16 protein-coding genes are annotated in these 15,921 nt (G+C 61.3%); 11 read left to right on the forward strand and 5 right to left on the reverse strand.

Annotated elements, in window-relative coordinates; translation table 11 throughout:
• Window positions 1-15: 15 nt before the first annotated feature.
• The 9 genes from ribBA (at window position 16) to PMI28_RS20620 (ending at window position 6,520) form a co-directional block, all read left to right on the forward strand.
• Window positions 16-1,107, forward strand: coding sequence for a bifunctional 3,4-dihydroxy-2-butanone-4-phosphate synthase/GTP cyclohydrolase II (ribBA, locus tag PMI28_RS20660; RefSeq protein WP_007984459.1), 1,092 nt, complete (start codon window positions 16-18; stop codon window positions 1,105-1,107).
• A gap of 91 nt (window positions 1,108-1,198) precedes the next feature.
• Window positions 1,199-1,675 carry a 6,7-dimethyl-8-ribityllumazine synthase gene (ribH, locus tag PMI28_RS20655; protein ID WP_003228649.1) on the forward strand — a complete coding sequence of 159 codons (477 nt, stop codon included), beginning with the start codon at window positions 1,199-1,201 and terminating at the stop codon, window positions 1,673-1,675.
• Window positions 1,672-2,172 (forward strand): transcription antitermination factor NusB, encoded by a 501-nt coding sequence (gene nusB, locus PMI28_RS20650; RefSeq protein WP_007970164.1) that lies wholly within the window; start codon window positions 1,672-1,674, stop codon window positions 2,170-2,172. The genes ribH and nusB overlap by 4 nt, the downstream gene beginning before the upstream one ends.
• Before the next feature lie 21 nt (window positions 2,173-2,193).
• Window positions 2,194-3,159 (forward strand): thiamine-phosphate kinase, encoded by a 966-nt coding sequence (gene thiL, locus PMI28_RS20645; RefSeq protein ID WP_007984460.1) that lies wholly within the window; start codon window positions 2,194-2,196, stop codon window positions 3,157-3,159.
• Window positions 3,156-3,659 carry a phosphatidylglycerophosphatase A family protein gene (locus PMI28_RS20640; RefSeq protein ID WP_007984461.1) on the forward strand — a complete coding sequence of 168 codons (504 nt, stop codon included), beginning with the start codon at window positions 3,156-3,158 and terminating at the stop codon, window positions 3,657-3,659. The genes thiL and PMI28_RS20640 overlap by 4 nt, the downstream gene beginning before the upstream one ends.
• A gap of 38 nt (window positions 3,660-3,697) precedes the next feature.
• The gene (locus tag PMI28_RS20635; RefSeq protein WP_033063190.1) at window positions 3,698-4,435 is read left to right on the forward strand and encodes a substrate-binding periplasmic protein; all 738 of its coding nucleotides are present in this window, start codon (window positions 3,698-3,700) and stop codon (window positions 4,433-4,435) included.
• Between the two features lie 251 nt (window positions 4,436-4,686).
• The gene (gene ribA / locus PMI28_RS20630; protein WP_007984463.1) at window positions 4,687-5,304 is read left to right on the forward strand and encodes a GTP cyclohydrolase II; all 618 of its coding nucleotides are present in this window, start codon (window positions 4,687-4,689) and stop codon (window positions 5,302-5,304) included.
• Window positions 5,301-5,720 carry a hypothetical protein gene (locus PMI28_RS20625; protein ID WP_007984464.1) on the forward strand — a complete coding sequence of 140 codons (420 nt, stop codon included), beginning with the start codon at window positions 5,301-5,303 and terminating at the stop codon, window positions 5,718-5,720. Before ribA ends, PMI28_RS20625 begins: the two co-directional genes overlap by 4 nt.
• Window positions 5,720-6,520 (forward strand): cobalamin-binding protein, encoded by an 801-nt coding sequence (locus PMI28_RS20620; RefSeq protein ID WP_007984465.1) that lies wholly within the window; start codon window positions 5,720-5,722, stop codon window positions 6,518-6,520. The genes PMI28_RS20625 and PMI28_RS20620 overlap by 1 nt, the downstream gene beginning before the upstream one ends.
• 108 nt (window positions 6,521-6,628) lie before the next feature.
• Here the strand turns inward: PMI28_RS20620 and PMI28_RS20615 are convergent, their stop codons facing one another.
• The 5 genes from PMI28_RS20615 to PMI28_RS20595 all read right to left on the reverse strand — a co-directional run bounded on the left by PMI28_RS20615 (window position 6,629) and on the right by PMI28_RS20595 (window position 13,111).
• Window positions 6,629-8,488: a TonB-dependent receptor domain-containing protein gene (locus tag PMI28_RS20615; RefSeq protein ID WP_007984466.1), complete on the reverse strand. Its 1,860-nt coding sequence runs from the start codon at window positions 8,486-8,488 to the stop codon at window positions 6,629-6,631.
• Window positions 8,489-8,627: 139 nt separating this feature from the next.
• Window positions 8,628-10,526 carry a 1-deoxy-D-xylulose-5-phosphate synthase gene (gene dxs, locus PMI28_RS20610; RefSeq protein ID WP_007984467.1) on the reverse strand — a complete coding sequence of 633 codons (1,899 nt, stop codon included), beginning with the start codon at window positions 10,524-10,526 and terminating at the stop codon, window positions 8,628-8,630.
• A 91-nt stretch (window positions 10,527-10,617) separates the two neighbouring features.
• Entirely contained in the window at window positions 10,618-11,505 is an 888-nt protein-coding gene (ispA, locus tag PMI28_RS20605; protein ID WP_007984469.1) for a (2E,6E)-farnesyl diphosphate synthase, read from the reverse strand.
• Entirely contained in the window at window positions 11,502-11,744 is a 243-nt protein-coding gene (locus PMI28_RS20600) for an exodeoxyribonuclease VII small subunit (protein ID WP_007970180.1), read from the reverse strand. The genes ispA and PMI28_RS20600 overlap by 4 nt, the downstream gene beginning before the upstream one ends.
• 221 nt (window positions 11,745-11,965) lie before the next feature.
• The gene (locus PMI28_RS20595) at window positions 11,966-13,111 is read right to left on the reverse strand and encodes a Fic family protein (RefSeq protein WP_007984471.1); all 1,146 of its coding nucleotides are present in this window, start codon (window positions 13,109-13,111) and stop codon (window positions 11,966-11,968) included.
• 278 nt (window positions 13,112-13,389) lie between these two features.
• Here PMI28_RS20595 and PMI28_RS20590 point away from each other — a divergent pair, with 278 nt between their 5' ends.
• A complete protein-coding gene (locus PMI28_RS20590; protein ID WP_007984473.1) occupies window positions 13,390-14,181 on the forward strand; it encodes a YfaP family protein in 792 nt (263 codons plus the stop codon).
• Window positions 14,182-14,220: 39 nt separating this feature from the next.
• Window positions 14,221-15,921: DUF2138 domain-containing protein (locus tag PMI28_RS20585; RefSeq protein WP_007984474.1), on the forward strand; the 1,701-nt coding region annotated here is incomplete at its 3' end.

The raw sequence follows: 15,921 nt of genomic DNA on the forward strand, positions 1-15,921 counted from the left end.
TCAAGGGGGTGCCTTGTGGCGCTCAATAGCATCGAAGAACTGGTTGAAGACATCCGCCAAGGCAAGATGGTCATCCTCATGGATGACGAAGACCGCGAGAACGAAGGCGACCTGATCATGGCCGCCGAGTGCTGCAAGCCTGAGCACATCAACTTCATGGCCAAGCACGCCCGTGGCCTGATCTGCATGCCGATGAGCCGCGAGCGCTGCGAACTGCTCAAGCTGCCGTTGATGGCACCGCGCAACGGCTCCGGTTTCGGCACCAAGTTCACCGTGTCCATCGAAGCCGCCACCGGCGTGACCACCGGCATTTCCGCTGCCGACCGCGCGCGCACCGTGCAGGCTGCTGCCGCCCGTGATGCCAAGGCTGAAGATATCGTCAGCCCGGGTCACATCTTCCCGCTGATGGCCCAGGCTGGTGGCACCCTGGCCCGCGCCGGTCACACCGAAGCGGCCTGCGACCTGGCGCGCATGGCCGGTTTCGAACCGAGCGGCGTGATCTGCGAAGTGATGAACGACGACGGCACCATGTCCCGTCGCGCCGAGCTGGAAGCTTTTGCCGCCGAACACGACATCAAGATCGGCACCATCGCCGACCTGATTCACTACCGGATGATCCACGAACGTACCGTTCAGCGGATTGCCGAGCAGCCGCTGGACAGCGAACTGGGCCAATTCAACCTGGTGACCTATCGTGATTCGGTGGAAGGCGACGTGCACATGGCACTGACCCTGGGCAATGTCTGCGCCGAAGAGCCGACCCTGGTTCGCGTGCACAACATGGACCCGCTGCGCGACCTGCTGATGGTCAAGCAACCGGGCCGCTGGAGCCTGCGCGCCGCCATGGCCACGGTTGCCGAGGCCGGCAGCGGCGTGGTGCTGTTGCTCGGTCACCCGCTCGATGGCGACGTGTTGCTGGCGCATATCCGCGAAACCGCCGATCACGCAGCGGTGAAAAAACCGACCACCTACAGCACTGTGGGTGCCGGTTCGCAGATTCTGCGGGACCTGGGCGTGCGCAAAATGCGCCTGATGTCGGCACCGATGAAATTTAATGCGATATCCGGTTTCGATCTGGAAGTTGTAGAATACGTGCCCTCCGAATAATGACCGGGTGTTTCCGGCCCTGAATTCGCGGCAAATAAATCACCGAGGGGCGCGTAGAAGACGCGTCCCGGCTCTTTAAGAGATCTAACGAATGACCCTGAAGACCATCGAAGGTACCTTCATCGCCCCTAAAGGCCGCTACGCTCTGGTAGTGGGCCGTTTCAACAGCTTCGTCGTTGAAAGCCTGGTCAGCGGTGCAGTTGATGCCCTGGTTCGCCACGGCGTAAGCGAAAGCGACATCACCATCATCCGCGCACCTGGCGCCTTCGAAATTCCGCTGGTTGCACAGAAAGTCGCTCAAAAGGGCGAGTTCGCGGCAATCATCGCCCTGGGCGCAGTCATTCGTGGCGGCACTCCGCATTTCGAATACGTGGCTGGCGAATGCACCAAGGGCCTGGCCCAGGTGTCCATGGAGTTCGGCGTACCGGTTGCATTCGGCGTGCTGACCGTTGACTCCATCGAGCAAGCCATCGAGCGTTCCGGCACCAAGGCCGGCAACAAAGGTGCTGAAGCTGCCCTGTCCGCTCTGGAAATGGTCAGCCTGCTGGCGCAGTTGGAGGCCAAGTGATTAGCGACGATAGCGATCGTTTCAACCCGCGCGATCCAAAGCCTGCGGATGCCGGCAAGCCATCGAAAAGCGCCAAGCGCCGCGAAGCCCGTCAGCTCGCGACTCAGGCGCTGTACCAATGGCACATGGCCAAGCAGTCGCTGAACGAGATCGAAGCGCAGTTCCGGGTCGATAACGATTTCAGCGATGTCGACGGCGCGTACTTCCGCGAAATCCTGCACGGGGTTCCGCAGTTCAAGACCGAAATCGACACTGCACTCAAGCCTTGCCTGGACTTGACCATCGAAGAGCTGGACCCGGTTGAACTGGCGGTTCTGCGCCTGTCCACCTGGGAGCTGCTCAAGCGCGTCGATGTGCCGTACCGCGTTGTGATCAACGAAGGTATCGAACTGGCCAAGGTCTTCGGTTCCACCGATGGCCACAAGTTCGTCAACGGTGTGCTCGACAAGCTGGCCCCGCGTCTGCGTGAAGCTGAAGTGAAGGCGTTCAAGCGCTGACCGGCGCTTGAGTTGCTGCCAATGGGCGAGTTTGAGCTGATCCGCAATTTCTTTGCCGCCGCGCCTTGTGCGCAAGGCGGCGAAGGCGTTGCCCTCGGGATCGGCGATGACTGCGCCTTGCTGGCTGTTCCTCCCGGGGAACAGTTGGCGATTTCTACCGATACGCTGGTGGCCGGCGTGCATTTCGCCGATCCCTGCGATCCCTTTCTGCTCGGTCAGCGTTCGCTGGCCGTGGCCGTCAGCGACCTGGCTGCCATGGGCGCCACTCCGGTTGCCTTTACCCTTGCCCTGACCTTGCCGACGGTAACCGCCGAATGGCTGCAAGCCTATGCCCGTGGTTTGAACCAGATGGCGCAAAGCTGCGGCGTGGCGCTGGTGGGCGGTGATACGACCCGTGGGCCGCTGAGCCTGACCATGACCGTGTTCGGGCGTGTACCGGGCGGTCTGGCGTTGACCCGCAGCGGTGCACAACCGGGTGATCTGCTGTGTGTCGGTGGCGACCTGGGCAATGCGGCCGGTGCCTTGCCCTTGGTGCTTGGCCAGCGCACGACCGACGCGAGCATTGCCGAGCCGTTGCTGGCGCATTACTGGTCGCCGCAACCGCAGCTCGGATTGGGGCAGGCACTGCGGGGCAAGGCCACTTCGGCAATGGATATCTCCGACGGTCTGCTCGCTGATTGCGGGCATATCGCGCTGGCCTCGAAGGTCGGTATCGAAGTCGAGCAGGAGCGTTTACCGCTGTCGCAAAGCCTGGTCGACTTTCTCGGTCAAGCGGATGCACAGGTGGCGGCCCTGAGCGGAGGCGACGACTACGTCCTGGTTTTCACCTTACCGTCCGTCGAGTTACCACTATTGTTGGCCGACGGCTGGCCGATCCATGTGATTGGGCAGGTGGTGACGGGGCAGGGCGTGAAGCTGCTGGACGCCGATGGCCAAGACATCACCCCGCAAACCCGGGGCTATCAACATTTTCGGGAGTCACCGTGACAGATCATCCCAAACAGGTCCCGGCGGAATTCGTACCGCCGTCGGTCTGGCGTAATCCGTGGCATTTCCTGGCGTTCGGCTTCGGCTCGGGCACCTTGCCAAAGGCGCCCGGCACTTGGGGGTCGTTGGTTGCACTACCGTTTATTCCGTTGTGGCAGATGCTGCCCGACTGGGGTTACTGGCTGATGCTCGGCATCACCATGTTGTTCGGCTTCTGGCTGTGCGGCAAAGTGGCCGACGATTTACGGGTACACGACCATGAAGGCATCGTCTGGGACGAAATGGTCGGCATGTGGATCACCCTGTGGCTGGTGCCGGAAGGTTGGCAATGGTTGCTCGCGGGCTTCTTGATGTTCCGCTTCTTCGACATCCTCAAGCCGTGGCCGATTCGCTGGATTGACCGGCACGTACATGGCGGCGTGGGCATCATGCTGGATGATGTCCTGGCCGGGGTGTTTGCCTGGTTGGGGATGCAGGGACTGGTGTGGTTTTTCGCCTGACCGGAGAGGTTATGAGGCGTAAATCGGGAGAACTGGGGATGGCTCGACGCGGGTTGATGGTGCTGGTGTGCGCCTTGTTTTGCTCACTCGTCCAGGCGGGTGAGGTCGCGACGACGCCGTCCGTGATCCATCTGGCCAGCGAAGACTGGGAAGACTACACCGCTGCTGACGGTCATGGGTTGGGTTGGGACGTGCTACGGCAAGTGTTTGAGCCGGCGGGCGTCAAGCTAGACATTCGCACCGGGCCCTACTTGCGCTCCCTGGGGCTGGCCGAACGGGGTGAGGTCGATGCCTGCGTCGGTTCCTATCGTGACCAATCCGAGGGCGTGCTTTATCCCCACTGGAACTTCGACACTGATCACATCTATGCCTTGGGCCTGGCCAGCAGACCGGTACCTACCCCGGAAACCCTGGGCAATTATCGGCTGGCCTGGGTTCGCGGCTACGATTACCAGAATTATTTGCCCAACGTGCAGCACTTTGCTGAAGTGCAGCGGCGCGACGGCATCGTGTCGATGCTGTCCCACAACCGCGTCGACTTCTATATCGATGCCCTGACCGAAGTCGATTACGTCCTCAACCGCGCCAAGGATCCGTCCCAATTTCGCCGCACGCAAATTGCCGAATTACCGCTGTATCTGTGTTTCGCCAAGACCGCAAAGGCCCGGAGCCTGATGGCTTTGTTCGATCAGCGCATGGAGCAACTGGTGAAAAGCGGCGAGCTGAAACCCATTTTCGAGCGCTGGAAGCAGCCGTATCCGTTTGATTCGAATTGACACGGTTCTTACGGCTGATGATGTACCCATTGTGGGGGCGGGCTTGCTCGCGAAAGCGGTGAGTCATGCAACATTGATGTCCACTGACACGACGCCTTCGCGAGCAAGCCCGCTCCCACATTGATTGCAGTGCGGCGTATATCAAACATTTTGATAGTTATCGCCGATAATTCAGCCTAAGCGTCCTCCGGAACCTGCTGTTACAATGCCGGCTCTGCGAATCTTCAGACTTTTAGATCAGGAGCACACCGGTGCCTGTCGTTTTTGTCGCCGCTTCCAAGCTGCCAACGCCTTTTGCGCAATTCACCATGCACGGCTTTCTCGATGAGGCCACCGGCCGCGAGCACGTTGTGCTGAGCCTGGGTGAGTTCGCCGACGGTGCCCCGGTGCTCGGCCGGTTGCACTCCGAATGCCTGACGGGCGATGCCTTGTTCAGCCAGCGTTGCGACTGTGGCTCGCAACTGGAGGCCGCCTTGCAGGCCATCGCCCGCGAAGGTCGTGGCGTTTTGCTCTACCTGCGTCAGGAAGGCCGGGGCATTGGCCTGCTGAACAAGATCCGCGCCTATGAGCTGCAGGACGGTGGCGCCGATACCGTTGAAGCCAACGAGCGTCTGGGTTTTGCCGCCGACCAGCGTGACTACGCCATGTGCCTGCCAATGCTGGAGCACCTGGGTGTGAAGTCACTGCGCCTGATGACCAACAACCCGCGCAAGGTCAAAGCCTTGACCGACATGGGGATCGCAGTCGCCGAGCGCGTGCCGCTGCACACCGGCCACAACCCGCATAACCGTCTCTATCTGGCGACCAAGGCCAGCAAGCTCGACCACATGATGGGCAATGAGCATCAGGGCGAGGTAGACCGGGCGTGACCCGCGGTCAGGTGCGGCGGCGACTGTCCGTCAACTGGTGGCAATATCTGGCACTGGCCTTGTTGCCGCTGTTTGTGATCAACGCGATGTTCGGCCAGACCGAAGCCATTCTGCCGGTGTTGGCGATGCCGTTGTTCATCGCCGGTGTCGCCTCGATGTTTGTCAGCCTGAAGTTTTTCGGCGCCTACAAACACGCGCTGATCGCCACCCAGAAAGCCCTCGATACCCCTGAAGAACCTGCCGCCTGGATCAGCCTTGCGGCCAAGCGCCGCACGGCATTCCTTGCCGCCGGTCTGCCGGCCTGGATCGGTGCCCTGGCGGTGTTCGTCGGTCTCGAAGCGGTACCGCTGATGCTGCTGGCGCTGTCGACCGTCGTGTTGTTCTATCTCTACCGTATTCCGCGTCAACTCAGCTGATGCGCACGGTCTGGCTGGCGCTGTTGCTGCTGGCCGCCAGCGGCTCGGCAGTCGCGGTCGAGCGGGTTGTCAGCCTTGCACCATCGCTTTCTGAAATTGTCGTTGAGCTGGGTTCCGCCGACCTGCTGGTCGGTGTGCTGGACGCCGGTGAACGTCCTGCCGAACTCAAGAACCTGCCCTCCGTTGGCCGCTATGGCCAGTTGGACATGGAGCGCCTGCTCAGCCTGAAACCCGATCTGTTGCTGCTATGGCCCGGTAGCGTCGGCCCGGCCCAGCGCGACCAACTCAAGCGTCTGAATATTCCCACTTTCGTCGCCGAACCCCACAGCCTGGACCAGCTCGCCGCGCAGATCGAGGCCATTGCCGCTCAGCTCGGTCGGCCTGAACGCGGAATTTCATTGGCCACCGATCTACGCCAGCGGCTGGATGAATTGCGCCAACGCTATCGACGGGGTCAACCATTGCGGGTGTTCTATCAGGTGTGGGATCGACCGCTGTACACCGTCGGTGGCGAGCAGATCATCAGCGATGCGCTGGATGTCTGCGGCGCGCACAACGTGTTTGCCGACCTGATGCTGCCAGCACCGCAAGTCAGTGTGGAAGCCGTGTTGCAGCGTAATCCCGAGGTGATCCTGGCGAGCGATCAGGCACAACTTGATGCGTGGAAAGCCTGGCCGCAGGTCGCGGCCGTGGCGCAAGGACAGTTGCGATTGGTGACGGACAAGGGGTTGGAACGGCCGAGTGGGCAGATGATCGAGGCGACCGCCAAGCTTTGCCAGTTGATCGCGCCCGGCCGCTGAGACCGAGTTGACTGTTTCGCGAGCAAGCCCGCTCCCACAGGATCGCGCTAAACCTGTGGGAGCGGGCTTGCTCGCGAAGAGGTCGGCCCAGACAGTACAAGGTTCGGATCAGATCTCCGGCGTCCACGTTACCCCGAACATCCACGCCCGACCTTCCTCGCGATACCCATACTGGCTACCTTGGTAGCTGTACAACGCCCGGCTGTAACCCTTGTCCAGCAGGTTATCGACTTTCAGTTGCAGCCTGATTTCGCGATTGAGCTCCCAGCTGCTGCGCAGTCCCAACAGGGCATAGCCGCCGAGCGGCTGTTGATTGTTCAGGTCGTCATAGCTGCTGCTGACCGCTTGCCAACTGGCGCCGAGGCCCAGGCGATCGAATTGCCGATCCAGGTCCAGGCTCAAGGTGCGCCGCGCACGACGGGCCAGGGTATGGCCAGTGTCGCGATCCCTCGGATCGATAATCGCCACGCCAAGGTTGCTCTGCCAGCCGAACAATTCCTGCTTCAATGCCGCTTCAAAGCCGTTGATCCGCGCGGAGGCAACGTTCTCCGGGCGCGAGTTGCTGCCGAAGATGATCGCGTCTTCAAGGTCGGTGCGATACAGCGACGCCTCCAGACGACTGCTCTCGGTCAACTGGCTGCGCCATTGCAGCTCATAGCTTTTCGAGGTTTCAGGCTTCAGGTCCGGGTTGCTGAAGTCGGGGTAGTACAGGTCGTTGAACGTCGGCGCGCGGAAGCCTTCGCTGTAGGTCAGCAGCATTTCGTTGTCCGGGTTCAGCGGCAGGGTGAAGGTGCCGCTCCAGGTATTCTGGCTACCGAACTGCTGGTTATCGTCGTGACGCAGGCCCAACTCCGTGGAGAAACTGTCCGCCTGAAAGCGATGCTGGATAAACGCTGCGCGATTCCAGCGGCTGTCCTCGTCGTACGTCGTGCTGCTGTTGATCCGGTCTTCATACCAGTCGCCGCCCAGCAGCAGGCTGTTGCGCTCGTTGAGCGTCAGGTCGTTCTGCCAGGTCACCGAATCGCGGTAAGTATTGAAAACACTGCGCTCATCGCTGAGTTTGTCGAGGGTCTTCTCGCGGTTTTCACTGTGACCGAGTTCAACACGGGTTTTCCATGCTTCATTGATGCGCGCGTCGATGTAACTGCTGACACTGCTCACATCGAATTCGTTGTAGGGCTGCTGTTGGACTGCCCCGAACGGGCTGTCGAACTCGCTCTTGCCACGGTTATCCAGCACGTTGGCGCCGATCTCGATGTCATCGCCGAGGGCATGGCTCATGCTCAGGCTGAACGACTGGTTGCGATACTCGTCATGGTCGCCGTCGCTAGGGTGCGACTCGTGGGTGCGATTGATCCCCGCGGTTTCGTCGAGGCTGGCGCCGAGGTTGAAGCGGGTTCGCTCATCACCACCGGACAGGCCAAGGCTGTGCTCCCAGGTCTGGTTGCTGCCAAAACCCGTGTGTAAACGCGGTTGCAGACCCTGCTCGTCGCCACGGCGGGTGAAGATCTGGATCACTCCGCCAATCGCATCGCTGCCATAAATTACCGAGCGAGAGCCGCGCAGCACTTCCACGCGCTCGACCTGCTCGATATTGATGTGTTGCAGATTGCTGTCGCCGGAGGTCGAGCTGCCGATGCGCTGGCCGTCCACCAACACCAGGCTCTGGGCCGACTGGGTGCCGCGAATGTGGATGCCCGGCAAACTGCCGCGCCCACCCGATTGCGAGACTTGCACGCCCGGCACCCGGCGCAGCAGATCGGTAACGCTATCGGGTTGCAGGCGATCGATGTCTTCACGGGTGAACACCGTGTTGGCGGCGCTGCTGTCGTTGCGCGCTTCAACCTGGCGGTTGGCGCTGATCAATACGTCGGGCAGCTTCAGGGCTTGATCGCGTTCGAAGGTGTCGGCCAGCAGCGGGCCGGCCGGCAGCAGGCTCAGCGTCAGGGCGAGGGGGGAGAGTTTCATTGGGAGTCCGTCGGTGTTTCGTGGCGCACACAAATCAAATGTGGGAGCGGGCTTGCTCGCGAATGCGGTGTGCCAGCCACCTATTGGTTAACTGACAGTCCGCATTCGCGAGCAAGCCCGCTCCCACAGGGTATTGCGTTTAAATGCTGAGCAGTTGCAGGCGCTCGCGGATCGAAGCCTCGATCCCGGCTTCATCCAGCCCACACTCGGCCAGCATTTGCGCAGGCTTGGCGTGTTCGACGTAGATGTCCGGCAAGCCCAGGTGCAGCATCGACTTGAGAATGTTCTCGCGAGCGAGGAATTCGCTGACCGCGCCACCGGCGCCGCCCATGATCGCGTTTTCTTCGACGGTCACCAGTAGCTCGTGGCTGCCGGCGATTTCGCGCACCAGCGCTTCATCCAGCGGCTTGACGAAACGCATGTCGACCACGGTCGCATCCAGCGTCTCGGCGACTTTCAGGGCTTCGGCCAGTTGCACGCCGAACACCAGCAGGGCGACTTTGCTGCCCTGGCGGCGAATCACGCCCTTGCCGATCTCGATCGGTTCGAGGTCTTTCTCGATGTTCGCGTTCGGGCCATTGCCGCGTGGATAGCGCACGGCCGCCGGGCCTTCATACAGGTGACCGGTGGTGAGCATTTTGCGCAGCTCGTTTTCATCGCTCGGGGTCATCACCAGCATGCCCGGGATGCAGCGCAGGAACGACAGGTCGAAGCTGCCCGCATGGGTCGGGCCGTCTTCGCCCACCAGACCTGCACGGTCGATGGCGAACAGTACGTCGAGGTTCTGCACGGCGACGTCATGCACCAACTGGTCGTAACCGCGCTGCAGGAAAGTCGAATAGATGGCGACCACGGGTTTGGCGCCTTCGCAGGCCATGCCGGCCGCGAGGGTGACGGCGTGCTGCTCGGCAATGGCCACGTCGAAGTAGCGCAGCGGGAAACGTTCGCTGAACGCGACCAGGTCCGAGCCTTCCTTCATCGCCGGGGTAATCCCGACCAGGCGCGGATCGGCCGCCGCCATGTCGCACAGCCATTCACCGAACACACCGGAATATTTCGGCCCGCTGGCCTTTTTCGGCGCGGCAGCCGGGGCATCCAGCGGTTCGAGTTTGGTGATGGCGTGGTAACCGATCGGGTCGACTTCCGCCGGGGCGAAGCCTTTGCCTTTCTTGGTGACGATGTGCAGAAACTGCGGGCCTTTCAGATCGCGCATGTTGCGCAGGGTGGCGATCAGGGTCGGCAGGTCGTGGCCATCGATCGGGCCGATGTAGTTCCAGCCCAGCTCTTCGAACAGCGTGCCGGGAACCAGCATGCCTTTGGCATATTCTTCGGTCCGGCGAGCGATTTCCCAGGCCCCGGGCAGGCGCGACAGCACTTTCTTGCTGCCTTCGCGCATGCTCGCGTAGGTGCGGCTGGAAAGGATCTTCGCCAGATAGTTCGACAAACCGCCGACGTTGCGCGAGATCGACATGTCGTTGTCGTTGAGGATCACCAGCATGTTGGCGTCCACTTCCGGCGCATGGTTCAGCGCCTCGAACGCCATGCCCGCGGTCAACGCGCCGTCGCCGATCACCGCGATGGCCTTGCGATCACTGTTCTGCAGGCGGGCGGCAATCGCCATGCCCAGCGCCGCACTGATCGACGTGCTGGAGTGGCCGACGCCAAAGGTGTCGTACTCGCTCTCGGAGCGGCGCGGGAAGGCAGCGACGCCGTCCTTTTGGCGCAGGGTGCCCATGCGCTCGCGACGACCGGTGAGGATCTTGTGTGGATAAGCCTGATGACCCACGTCCCACACCAACCGGTCGTCCGGGGTGTCGAAGACGTAATGCAGCGCGATGGTCAGCTCGATCACACCCAGGCCGGCACCGAAATGCCCACCGGTCTGGCCGACCGTGTAGAGCAATTCCAGGCGCAACTCATCGGCCAGGGTTTCCAGCTCGGCTTCGCCTAACCGGCGCAGGCCGTCCGGCGTGTTCGCGCGGTCGAGCAGGGGCGTGGTTGGGCGCTTGCGGGGAATCTCATGAAACGTCGTGGGCATCAGGCGAATCGTTATAGGTATAAAAGATGCGGCAGTTTACCTGATGCTTCGTCCCCTGCCCACGCGTTGGTTTTTTTTGGCGGATACGCCGTCAACTGCGGCGATCGACGATATACCGGGCCAGATCACGCAACGGCTCGGCCGCCGCGTCAAACGGTCGCAGTGCGTGCAGGGCCTGGTCGCGCAACTCCAGGGCATAGGCCTTGGCGGCGTCGAGGCCGAGCAGGGCCGGGTAGGTCGGTTTGTCCCGGGCAATGTCGGCGCCCTGGCGTTTGCCAAGGGTTTCGGTATCGCTTTCGACGTCGAGAATGTCGTCCTGGACCTGGAAAGCCAGGCCGATGGCCTGTGCATAAGTCTGCAGGGACTTGAGTTCGTCCTTCTCGGCACGGCCGCTGGCCAGGGCACCGAGTTTGACGCTGACCTCGATCAGCGCGCCGGTCTTGTGCCGATGCATGTATTCCAGGGCTTTCTGGTCGAGCTTCAGGCCGACCGAGCCGAGGTCGATGGCCTGACCGCCGACCATGCCCGCCGGGCCTGCCGCCAGTGCCAGGGCGCTGACCATTTGCAGGCGGATTTCCGCCTCAGAAGTGCTCAGGCGTGGGTCGAGCAGGGCACTGAAGGCCAGGCTCTGCAGACCGTCGCCGGCGAGGATCGCGCAGGCTTCATCGAATTTCTTGTGGGTGGTTGGCTGGCCGCGACGCAGATCGTCATCGTCCATGGCCGGCAAATCGTCATGCACCAGCGAGTAGGCGTGGATCAGTTCCACCGCACAGGCCGCGCCATTGGCTTGCTCGGGTTTGCCGCCCAATGCTTCGCACGCGGCGTAGGCCAGCAGTGGGCGCACGCGTTTGCCGCCATTCATCACGCTGTAGCGCATGGCCTCGTACAGCCGCGCAAGCTCCGGGCTCGGTGCCGTGAACAGGGTCTCCAGAGCCGCATTGACGCGGGCCTGGCTGGTTGCCGAGTACGCTGCAATCATTCTGGCTGATCCGCGTCGAAGGGTTCCTCGGCCAACTCGCCATCACGCTCGAGCAGCACCTGAACCTTTTGTTCGGCCTGGGCCAGCGCCGCCTGGCAATCGCGGGTCAGACCGATGCCTTGCTCGAAAGCGGCCAGCGAGTCTTCCAGCGACAATTCGCCATTCTCCAGACGCTCCACCAGCGTTTGCAGGTCGGCGAGGGACTGTTCGAAATCCAGTGCAGCTTTTTTGCGGGCCATGGCGGCGATTTCCGGTTGACGTTAAACCGGCGCGACACTAGCAGATAGGGGGTTTATGGGCAAATGAGCGGGGTGTTTGACAGGTGGAAAGCGCAGCTCTGTGGCGAGGGAGCTTGCTCCCGCTGGGTCGCGGAGCGGCCCCAAAACCAGCCACCCTGATTTTCATGGGTATTTGGGCCTGCTTCGCAAGCCAGCGGGAGCAAGCTCCCTCGCCACAGGAATCAGGAGTCCTTCACATCGGGATATTTGATCTGGTAGCGAGTGCTGCGCCCGCCACCGGGCAGGCGTTGCAGGCAGCCCTTATCCAGCAGATCGGCCAAATGACGGGTTGCGGTCGCTTTGGATACTTTGGCGACGGCCTGGTATTGAGCCGCACTGATGCCGTGCTCGAAGCCTCTTTCGCCGCCATCGAGCAAGCGATTCAGTACCTTGGTTTGTTCGGTCGACAGCCCGGATGTCTGGTGCGCCTGCCAGAATCGCGCCTTGCCCAGCACACTGTCGATCCGTGTCATGGCTTGTTGCAGGCTGCGCAGAAGGGTTTGCAGGAACCACTCCAGCCACTCAGTGACATCGGTCGTAGCCTTTTGACTCGTTTCCAATACCCGGTAGTAACCGGTGCGATCTTCAAGAATGCTTGCCGACATTGCGTAAAAACGAATCGCCTGAGCCTCGCCCTGCGCCAATGCCAGGTCGGTGATGGTGCGCGTGAGGCGACCATTGCCGTCGTCAAAAGGGTGGAGCGTGACAAACCAGAAGTGTGCGATGCCAGCACGCAGCAATGGGTCGAGCCCGGCCTGACTTCGGCCGCTCTCAAACCAGTCGAGGAAAATTTCGAGTTGACGTTCAAGGCCAGGTCGAGGCGGCGCTTCGAAGTGCACGGTTGGCTTATCGAGACGACCGGAGACGACCTGCATCGGTTCATCGCCTCGCAATGCACCGACACGAATCGCCCGGGCGGCCAGGTCGCCGTCCTGTTCCGGAAACAACCATTCATGCCAGTCCAGCAAACGATCCAGCGTCAGCGGTTCAGCGAAATGCCGTGTAGCATCGAGCATCAATTGCGCAAGACCTTCACTGCGTTGGCTAACCCTGTCGCCATCAACCAGATCCAGACCCAAGCGTCGAGCCAGCGACGAACGAACGGAGCCAACGTTCAGTTGTTCACCTTCAATGGCCGATGAGGTGACGATGTTTTGCAACAACGCATCCAGCTCACTTTGCGCGCTCAGCGAACTGCCCACGGAACTGGCCATGCCCATTAACCGACCTTGCGCTTGAACGCACTCGCGTAACAAGGGCGCCAAGCGTTCGGCATTCCAGGTGAAATTCGGCCAATCGGGCTGTTGCCATATCCATTGAGGGGTCATGAACTTGATGCTCTAGAGAAGGGTGAGCCGATTAGAAAGGCTATTCGGCTCACATGATGAGCCGAATATGACGAATATTCGGCTCACCGTCCACCGTGAGTCGTGAATCCATCCGCACTTTGCGACACATCCGATTGTTAAAAAACAACCAACTGGCTAACCTTCGCGCCATCTACGACCCAACGGTCACGGGTCTTTCAGACGAAACGCAGTATCCACATCTGTAACGCGCCGAGGATCAGGCGCAAGGTTTCGTCATGCATGCCAGGAGGCGTCACATGCGCTCATTTTTTTTGCTGCTGGTCGGGATGGCTATCGCGCCCGTGATTCTGGCCGCGCCGGGTGCCGAGTTGTCGGAACCGGTGGGCGGCTGGCGTTACAACGGCTTGCTGGACCGCAGTGAAACCCCGCAAGTCGCTTATCCCACGCCGCCGATTGACCGAGGCGTACAGCGCAATCGCACGATGATCGAAGGCCAGCTCAAGGCCCTCGGCACTCAACGCGGACCGCACACCTTGGCGGTCAACGGCAATCCGCTGAATCTCTACACCGACGAACAAGGGCGCTTCGCCCGGCCGTATGCGTTTGGTGCCGGTTCCAACAGCGTCGAAATCCGCAGCGCCGAAGGTCAGTCCCTCAAGCGTGTGCAATTCTATGAAGCCAACAACCTGCGCACACCGGCAAGGATTCGCGTGGTGCTGGGTTGGGACGATCCGAAGGCCGAACTCGACCTGCACATCATCACGCCGGACGGCCAGCATGCCTTTTGGGCGCACTCGGCCTTGACCAACGGCGGCGGCCTCGACCCTGACGGCGTCGATGGCCCGGGTCCGGAAATGTTCACCATGACCGCACCGCTGCACGGCACCTATCTGGTTTACGTGAACTATTGGGGCAACTTCGGCAGCGGCGGCTATAACTTCGATGAGACCAGCAACCAGAACGAGGTGATTACCTCGCAGATCAACCTGGTGCTCAACGAAAACACTGTCGATGAAAAGCGCGAAACGTTCATCGTGCCCCTGCGCGCAATCGGCGACCTGCTGCTGGTCAAGACTTTCAACTACTAAGCATCCCCGCTCCACGGATGAACATCGGGTTTTGTGAACATGAGTGAAAACACCGTTTCCCCGGCCGCCAACGCACCCGTGGCCAAACCTTCCCGGCGTTGGCCGGCGCTGCTGGTCGGGTTGTGCCTGGTGGCGGGCGTGGCGGGTGGCCTGGGGTGGTTCATGCATAAGTCCAAGGCCCCCGTCATCGTGCTGGCCAGCGACAAGCTCGGGATGAGCCGGCCCGATGGCCTGCTGGAAACCCGTTCCTTGAGCCAATTGCCCAAGGACCTGCTGGCAGTGCCGTTCCTCAAGGAAACCCTGACCGAAGATTTCGTCTTCTATTACGAAACCCACGCCGATCGCCTGGGTTTGATCGGCAGCTTGCGGCGGATCATCTACGAACATGACCTGAAGTGGCAGGACACCCTGATCGAGCAACTGTTCGATCAGCCTGCCGACGTAGCGTTGTGGCGCGGGGCGGATGGGCGGCTCAAGGATTTCCTGCTGGTGATGGATCGCGGCGGGTTGGCCAAGGTGCTGGAACCGCTGGCCAAAGTGGCGCTGGACGACTCGCAATTGAGCAAAGTCGCGGACGTGAAAGTCGGTACCGACGACGTGGCGCTCTATCAACTCAGTTACAACGCGAGCAAGGCGCTGCTGTTTGCGTCCCATGGCGACAAACTGGTGGTGCTGTCCAATCCGGCGAAACTCTACGACTCGCAAAGTGGTGCTGCACAGGAAAACGGCAGCGTTTCGACCCAAGCCATCGCAGCCCTGCTCAATGGCGACCAACTGTTCCCCGAAGCCTTCGGCCTGCCACCGCGTGCGCCGCAGGTGAAGCAACGCCTGTCGGTGAACGCCAGTGTGCTGGCCATGGGTTACCAGCGTTTCATTCCGAACTTTGCCGGCCTGCGCTTTGACATGGACGACACGGGCTGGCACAGCTTTCTGGCCATGGATGAACTGGAAAATCAGCCGGACTTCGATTTCAAACCGATCTGGCAAGCCATGCCCATGGGTGCCAGCGCTTGCGTGGCGTTGCCGCTGGCTGCCGAACAACAGAAACCGCTGCTGGTGAAACTCGGTGCCGAAGAGAAGTTGGCCCAGGCGCTAACGGAGCACATGGCCGGCGCAGCGGGCCTGTGCTGGTATGCCGATTCGCGGTTGTACACACCCTTGCTGGTGGCCAGCCTCAACGATGACGACAGCGGCAAACTCGATGGGGATTTGGGCAGCCTGTTCGGCTCGATGGTCGGCGCCTACGAGAACAACGTCGAAGACGGTGCCTTCCCGGTGCTGGAAAAGCAGGAAGGCCAGAGCCGCCAGTGGCAACGTCAGGTCAGCTCCAGTTTCGGTCCCTATGCGGCCAAGGAAGCTGAAGACCCTGACGCCATCAGCGGCAAGGCGTTCATGAAAGTCAGCCTGGCGCGGCACGGTTCAACGCTGCTGTTTTCCCTCGACGACAAGCTGCTGGACAAGGCCCTCGGCACCCTCGACAAACGCTTTCCGCCGATGGCCGACGTGGTGCCCAAAGACCTGTTGATGCCGGTCTATTTCGGCCCGGATTCGATGGCGCAAATGCTGCAGCAGGAAACCCTCGACAGCCTGCCTCAGGACATGGAACCGGTGTTCTACAACGCTGCGCAAACCTACCTGATCCCGAAACTTCGCAAGCTCGGCGGCTACGGCAAATACGCCCTGACCTTGCCCGAAGGCAGCGAGCCCGACGGCCACTGGCAGTGGCTGGCGCTGGGGGGG

Source organism: Pseudomonas sp. GM48 (assembly GCF_000282335.1).
Taxonomy (GTDB): Bacteria; Pseudomonadota; Gammaproteobacteria; order Pseudomonadales; family Pseudomonadaceae; genus Aquipseudomonas.

Excerpts from the sequence above, each read along its gene's own strand:
- ribH (WP_003228649.1), top strand. The coding sequence starts at position 1,199 with ATGACCCTGAAGACCATCGAAGGTACCTTCATCGCCCCTAAAGGCCGC.
- thiL (WP_007984460.1), top strand. The coding sequence starts at position 2,194 with ATGGGCGAGTTTGAGCTGATCCGCAATTTCTTTGCCGCCGCGCCTTGT.
- PMI28_RS20635 (WP_033063190.1), top strand. The coding sequence starts at position 3,698 with ATGGCTCGACGCGGGTTGATGGTGCTGGTGTGCGCCTTGTTTTGCTCA.
- PMI28_RS20620 (WP_007984465.1), top strand. The coding sequence starts at position 5,720 with ATGCGCACGGTCTGGCTGGCGCTGTTGCTGCTGGCCGCCAGCGGCTCG.
- PMI28_RS20615 (WP_007984466.1), bottom strand. The coding sequence starts at position 8,488 with ATGAAACTCTCCCCCCTCGCCCTGACGCTGAGCCTGCTGCCGGCCGGC.
- dxs (WP_007984467.1), bottom strand. The coding sequence starts at position 10,526 with ATGCCCACGACGTTTCATGAGATTCCCCGCAAGCGCCCAACCACGCCC.
- ispA (WP_007984469.1), bottom strand. The coding sequence starts at position 11,505 with ATGATTGCAGCGTACTCGGCAACCAGCCAGGCCCGCGTCAATGCGGCT.
- PMI28_RS20600 (WP_007970180.1), bottom strand. The coding sequence starts at position 11,744 with ATGGCCCGCAAAAAAGCTGCACTGGATTTCGAACAGTCCCTCGCCGAC.
- PMI28_RS20595 (WP_007984471.1), bottom strand. The coding sequence starts at position 13,111 with ATGACCCCTCAATGGATATGGCAACAGCCCGATTGGCCGAATTTCACC.
- PMI28_RS20590 (WP_007984473.1), top strand. The coding sequence starts at position 13,390 with ATGCGCTCATTTTTTTTGCTGCTGGTCGGGATGGCTATCGCGCCCGTG.